Here is a 6,810-nt window from a genome sequence, read left to right as displayed (position 1 = left end):
ATAAAGTTAGTTTGTCTAGCATCTAAAATAAAAATTGACGTTTCACGTTGTTTGTTTCGTTCAGTTTTCAAAGAACTTGTCCGCCGCTTCAGAAGCGACTTCATCATATTAACATCTTCATTTTTCGATGTCAACTAAGTTTTAAAATTTCTTTTTTGTCGTTTTCTGCGTTTCCGCATCAGCGACGTTTATTAATATACCATCACACTTTTTAAATAACAAGTGTTTTTTTATAAAAATATAAAAAAATTATCTACCCTACTTTCTTCTATAGAAATAACTATTATCCTCTCTACTAAAAATAGTTATTCTGATTGTATACTACTACACTTCATTCAACCAAATTGAATTTCACAATACCTTCCCAAATTTTCATTCTCTTCTATATTAAGGTTTATAATAATTATCCTTCTATAAAATAACTATACAAATTAGCCGTAAGAAAAAATCCCATCTACATTAAACAGCCACTCGCGCGCATTATCCCCTTCCTTCTCATTCGAAAATTCCCCCCTACAAATTAACAACATTCCAATCCTAATATAAACTTAAGGATATTGTTAGAATTTTTTTACATTTAATTAATGAAAAATATCCATTTTTTGTTATATAGTAAGAAAGGACGCACTCAACTATAAATAAACCAATGGAGGAATTATTTTATGGATAGGTTAACAAAGTTTTCATTAAAAAACCGAGCTGCCATTATCATCATGATCTTTCTCATTTCCATACTCGGTGTTTATTCCGGCTCTAAATTACCTATGGAATTTTTACCAAGTATCGACAATCCGGCAATTACCGTCACAACCTTATCTCAAGGACTCGACGCTGAAACGATGACAAAGGATGTAACTGATCCTCTCGAAAAACAATTTCGCAATTTAGAACACGTCGACACCATTACTTCTTCTACATACGAGGGATTATCACGTATCGACATTGCGTATACATCAAAAGCAAACATGAAAGATGTAGCACGCGAAGTCGAAAAAGCCGTCAATACAATTAAATTACCTAAAGATGTAACCAAGCCCGTAGTTAGTCAATTAAACACTTCTATGATTCCACTCGCTCAAATTACTATCCAGAAACAAAACGGTTTTTCAAAAGCAGATGAAAAACAAATTGAAAAAGAAATCGTACCACAACTCGAAAACATTGATGGTGTTGCCAACGTTATGTTTTTCGGAAAATCCACCTCTGAATTATCTATCGTACTTGATCCGAACCAATTAAAAAACAAAAACGTAACATCACAGCAGGTACTAACTGTTTTACAAGGAAAAGAAACTTCTACTCCAGCTGGGGCAATTACTGTTAATCAGGAAGAATACAACCTCCGCGTCATTGGGGACATAAAAAATGTAAATGACATTAAAAACATCACTGTGGCACCCCAAGTGAAATTGCAAGACATTGCTCAAATTGAAATTAAACAACACTACGATACAATCTCACATATAAACGGAGAAGAAGGCACAGGATTAATCATCATGAAAGAACCGAGTAAAAATGCAGTTGCCATTGGAAAAGAGATTGATAAAAAAGTTAAAGAGATAGATAAGGAATATAAAGATCAATTTTCTATTAAACTTTTGGCTTCAACCCATGAACAAGTTGAAAATGCTGTTACTAGCATGGGAAAAGAAGTAATACTTGGAGCAATCGCTGCAACTCTAATTATCTTAATCTTTTTACGTAACTTCCGAACAACACTCATCGCTGTTGTCAGTATTCCATTATCTATTTTATTAACACTCTTTTTACTACATCAATCTAACATTACGCTTAACATTTTAACCCTCGGTGGTTTAGCTGTTGCGGTTGGACGTCTCGTCGATGATAGTATCGTTGTCATCGAGAATATTTTCCGCCGTTTACAAAAAGATTCTTTCTCTAAAGATATCATTCTCGATGCAACGAAAGAAGTCGCAGTCGCAATTACTTCTTCTACTTTAACAACGGTCGCTGTTTTTTTACCTATCGGCCTCGTATCGGGAGCAATCGGAAAATTAATGTTACCTATGGTATTAGCAGTTGTATATTCTATACTATCATCCTTAATCGTTGCACTAACAGTTGTTCCACTTATGGCTTTTTTACTACTCAAAAAAACAAAGCATCGAAAGCCAAGTTCTTCATCACGATATGTCGCTACATTAAAGTGGGCTCTTTCTCATAAATTCATTATTCTACTTACTGCATTTTTATTATTTGTAGGATCAATTGCAGCTTATATATTACTACCGAAAGCAAATATAAAATCTGAAGACGACACAATGTTATCTATTAACATGACATTTCCAGCCGATTATAATGCTGAATCTCAAAAACAAAAAGCATTTGATTTTGAAAAGAAATTACTTTCTAATTCAGATATAACAGACGTTATTTTACGAATGGGATCTAGCGCAGAAGATGCACAATGGGGGCAAACAACTAAAAATAACCTCGCTAGTATATTCGTAGTCTTTAAAAAAGGTTCTGATATTGATCAATATATTAAAGAGTTAAAAAAGGAAAATAAAACTTTTGAGCCTGCTGAACTTGATTATATAAAAACAAGTTATTCAAGCTCTGGCGGCGGCAATAACTTACAATTTAACGTAACAGCTACTAACGAAGCGGATTTAAAAGAGGCGGCTACTATCGTTGAAACAAAACTAAAAAGCATGGATGATCTTTCTAAAGTAAAAACAAATTTAGAAGACTCTAAAAAAGAATGGCAAATTCATATTGATCAAACAAAGGCTGAACAACTAGGTTTAACACCAGAAATAGCTGCGCAACAATTAGCATTCCTTATGAAGAAATCACCTATTGGCGAAATTACAATTAATAATGAAAAAGCTACTATTATGATAGAACACAAAAAAGAAAACATTAATAAACAAGAAGATATTTTAAATACAAACATACTATCACCTATTAATGGACCAATACCTTTAAAAGACATCGCAACTATTTCAGAAAAACAAACGCAAACAGAAATTTTCCATAAAGACGGAAAAGAAACAATCCAAATTACAGCCGAAGCTTCAAATGAAGATTTGAGTAAAGTAAACACAGCAGTAAATAAAGCGATGACTGACTTAGATTTATCTAGTGGTGCAAAAGTAAATATCGCAGGAGCTACTGAATCTATGCAAGAGAATTTTACAGATTTATTCAAAATTATGGGGATTGCAATCGGGATTGTATATTTAATTATGGTTATCACCTTCGGGCAAGCACGTGCTCCTTTTGCAATCCTATTCTCCTTACCGTTAGCTGCTGTCGGTGGTATTTTAGGATTAATCATTTCACGAACACCTGTTGATGTAAATTCCTTGATCGGCGCATTAATGTTAATCGGGATTGTTGTTACAAACGCTATTGTATTAATAGAAAGAGTCCAACAAAATCGGGAACACGGAATGGAAACTAGAGAAGCCTTACTTGAAGCAGGTTCTACTAGACTACGCCCAATTATTATGACAGCTATTACAACAATCGTTGCTATGCTCCCACTCCTATTTGGCCAATCCCAAGCAGGAAGTATGGTATCAAAAAGTTTAGCCGTCGTCGTCATCGGCGGTTTGGCAGTCTCAACTGCTCTTACATTAGTAGTCGTTCCAGTTATGTATGAACTATTAGATAAAATCGGGAGAAAAAGACGCTCCCGTAGGAAAATAAGCACTTCTACAGAAACACCTGATATTTAAAAACAAAAGGCGTTACCTTCACAAATGAAGATAACGCCTTCTCTCTATTTATTCATAAAATCCATCATTTTTTCCACATATTGCTCTATAGGTTTACTAGAATCCACAATCCAAATTACATCTGTTCTTCTTTATAATTAATCACAAATTCAACAATCATTACATCCATTCCTTCTATATTAAAATACAAAAGAACCCCCTACCTATAAATAGAGAGTTCTTCTTTATAATTTATGCCGCTTTTACCTTTTTCGTTGTTTTACTTTTTCTTTTCGTTCCTGTAAAGCGCTTGTGTAATATAGATGCTATCAAGCGTGAAATAACATTGAATAGTAATACCATAATAATTAATACAGCTGCAGATTTTGTCGCAATCAACTTCGCATCTGGAATAACTCCTTCAGAATTTAATTTCCAAATGTGAACCGCTAATGTTTCAGCTGGTCTAAACGGATTTAAAGGATGCGCAGGACTTGATAAATCCGCTGCTGAATTTAAAATCGGGGATGTTAAACCCGCTGTGTAAATTAATGCTGCCGCTTCCCCAAATATACGACCCGCCGCTAAAATAATCCCTGTAATAATTTGTGGTAATGACGATGGGATAATAATACGAGCGATTGTTTGCCACTTCGTTGCACCTAATCCAAGACTTGCCTCTTTTACATTATGAGGAACTTCTGAAATCGCATTTTCACAAACACGCGTTAAACCTGGTAAATTTAAAATAGTTAAAGCAAGAGCACCACCCATTACTGTGTATCCCCAACCTGTCATTGTAACGAACACTAACAAACCAAATAAACCAACAACAATAGAAGGTAAAGATGCCATTGTCTCGATACATAGACGAACAAAATTTAAAAAACGTCCTTGTTTTGCGTACTCTGCTAAATATATTCCAGCACCTAATCCAAGAGGAATAGATATAATAAGCGTTATAACAAGCATGTAGAAGGAATTGAATAACTGCGGACCAATCCCACCACCAGCTCTTGTATTGCTTGGTTCTCCAAACAAGAAATTAGGATCCCAAAACCCCCATCCCTTTTGTAAAATTTCAAATACTAAGAACACTAGCAAAGCTACAACTAAAGTTGCAACCGCATAAAAGATACCTGTCCAAACTTTATTTACCGTTCTTGCATTCATTATTATCGCTCACCTCTTTGCCCAATCGCTCGAATTACTAAAATAAACAGGAATGAAATAACAAGTAAAATCATCGCTAAAGTCCATAGCGCATTGTTCCAAGCAGTTCCGTTCAATGTATTCGTCATGTCCATTGTTAAAATACCAGTTAACGTCGCTGTCGGACTATATATTCCTTCTGGTAATTTAATCGTATTCCCGATTACCATTTGAACCGCTAGCGCTTCACCAAAAGCACGCGCTAAACCTAAAACAACACCTGTTAAAATCCCTTTCTTCGCAGCAGGAACAATTACTCGGCTAATCGCTTGCCATTTCGTTGATCCTAGACCATAAGAAGCTTCTAAATAATCAAATGGAACAGAACGTATTGCATCAGAAGCGATACTAGCAATAGTAGGTAAAATCATAATACTTAATACAACAATACCTGCAATTAAACTAAAGCCTACTCCCCCAAACGAATCACGTAATAGTGGTACTAAAATCGTAACACCTAATAATCCGTATACAACCGAAGGAATACCAACTAACAATTCTAGAACAGGCTTCAATACTTTATTTCCAAACTTTGGCGAAATTAAATTCATGAATATAGCAAGAGCTATAGCAATTGGTGCACTAATAATAACCGCACCTAACGAAACCACCGTTGAACCTACAATGAAAATTAAAGCCCCGAAGGATCCTTGATCAGCATTTGGATTCCATTTTGTCGATGTTAACATCTCAGTAAATGAGATACCACTTTGTGTAAAAGATTGAATACCTTTCCCACAAATAAACGCAATAATAGCTAATGTAATTAAAACAATAAAAATACCACAAAACGTAACAAGTGATCTTCCTATATATTCACTTTTTACGTAATTAATTTGTTTTTTCCCCTTCATCACAGGACAGACCCCACTTCACAGATTGAAATGAACAGGACTGGCCTTGCAGCCAGCCCCATAAAATTTTATTACTTATTTAATTTAGACATTGGAATGTAGCCCATATCTTCTACTTGCTTTTCAAAATCTTTACCTTTTACATAATCGATGTAAGCTTTTGTTGCTTCCTTCGCTTCACCTTTTGTTACCATATATTCGTAAGACCAGAATGGATATTTACCAGACGCAATGTTTTCAACTTTCGGTTCAGCACCATCAATTTTCACTGTTTGTAGTGCGCCTTTTTTCTCGCCGACCATGTAAGACATTGCTAAATAACTCACCGAACCAGGAGTAGAGTTAATCGCTTGCTCTACTGCACCGTTAGAATCTTGTGTTGTACCAGTTCCATCATTAATTTTCGCGTCTTTCATAATCGTTTTTTCAAATGTAGCACGTGTACCAGATGAAGCCGGACGGTTAATTACATTGATTTTTTCATCTTTTCCGCCTACTTCTTTCCAGTTTGTTACTTTTCCAGTGAAGATATCTTGTACTTGTTGCATTGTTAAGTTATCAACTTTTACATCTTTATTTACGACAAGAGCGAATGCAATACCCGCTACCTTGTTATCTACTAATTCTTTCGCCTTTTCAGCATCTTTTATTTTATCTCCGGACGGAACATCTGAATTACCAATTTGTACTGCACCAGATGCTACTTGGTTAATCCCAGTTCCACTACCGCCACCTTGAACTTGAATAGAAACTTTTGAATTTTTCTCCATGAATTTCTTTCCAGCTTCCTCCGCAAGAGGTAGAAGAGCTGTAGAACCAGCCGCTGCAATCGTACCTGATAATTCTTGTTTTGTATTATCGCTTCCTTTAGCAGTTTCTTTACTAGTTGTATCTTCTGCTTTCCCACAACCAACTAATGCTCCTGCTACCACTAAAGCTGCTAAAGAAAATTTAATACCTTTTTTCATAACCATGTCTTGTACCCCCATTTGGATTATCACTTTTCGAATTCATTTTCTTTCGAACACAAATTCATTGTAGGACAACAATATTATGTG

General features: G+C 35.2%; 4 protein-coding genes. 1 reads left to right on the top strand and 3 read right to left on the bottom strand.

The window, feature by feature from the left end:
• The first annotated feature begins 662 nt into the window (after nt 1–662).
• Nucleotides 663–3,707, top strand: a complete 3,045-nt coding sequence (locus tag HFD78_RS22645) for an efflux RND transporter permease subunit (protein ID WP_000375545.1) — start codon at nt 663–665, stop codon at nt 3,705–3,707.
• Between the two features lie 231 nt (nt 3,708–3,938).
• On the opposite strand, the gene pstA is transcribed toward HFD78_RS22645, so the two are convergent.
• The 3 genes from pstA to HFD78_RS22630 all read right to left on the bottom strand — a co-directional run bounded on the left by pstA (nt 3,939) and on the right by HFD78_RS22630 (nt 6,726).
• A complete protein-coding gene (pstA, locus tag HFD78_RS22640; RefSeq protein WP_000994152.1) occupies nt 3,939–4,859 on the bottom strand; it encodes a phosphate ABC transporter permease PstA in 921 nt (306 codons plus the stop codon).
• Nucleotides 4,860–4,861: 2 nt separating this feature from the next.
• Nucleotides 4,862–5,752 (bottom strand): phosphate ABC transporter permease subunit PstC, encoded by an 891-nt coding sequence (pstC, locus tag HFD78_RS22635; protein ID WP_000676676.1) that lies wholly within the window; start codon nt 5,750–5,752, stop codon nt 4,862–4,864.
• Between the two features lie 71 nt (nt 5,753–5,823).
• On the bottom strand, nt 5,824–6,726 hold the full coding sequence (locus tag HFD78_RS22630) for a phosphate ABC transporter substrate-binding protein PstS family protein (protein WP_000245109.1): 903 nt from the start codon (nt 6,724–6,726) through the stop codon (nt 5,824–5,826).
• Nucleotides 6,727–6,810 lie beyond the last annotated feature (84 nt).

The sequence above is a fragment of the Bacillus sp. EKM501B genome (assembly GCF_011800505.1).
GTDB classification, from domain to species: Bacteria; Bacillota; Bacilli; order Bacillales; family Bacillaceae_G; genus Bacillus_A; species Bacillus_A cereus.
This window is presented reverse-complemented; position numbering and strand designations above follow the sequence as displayed.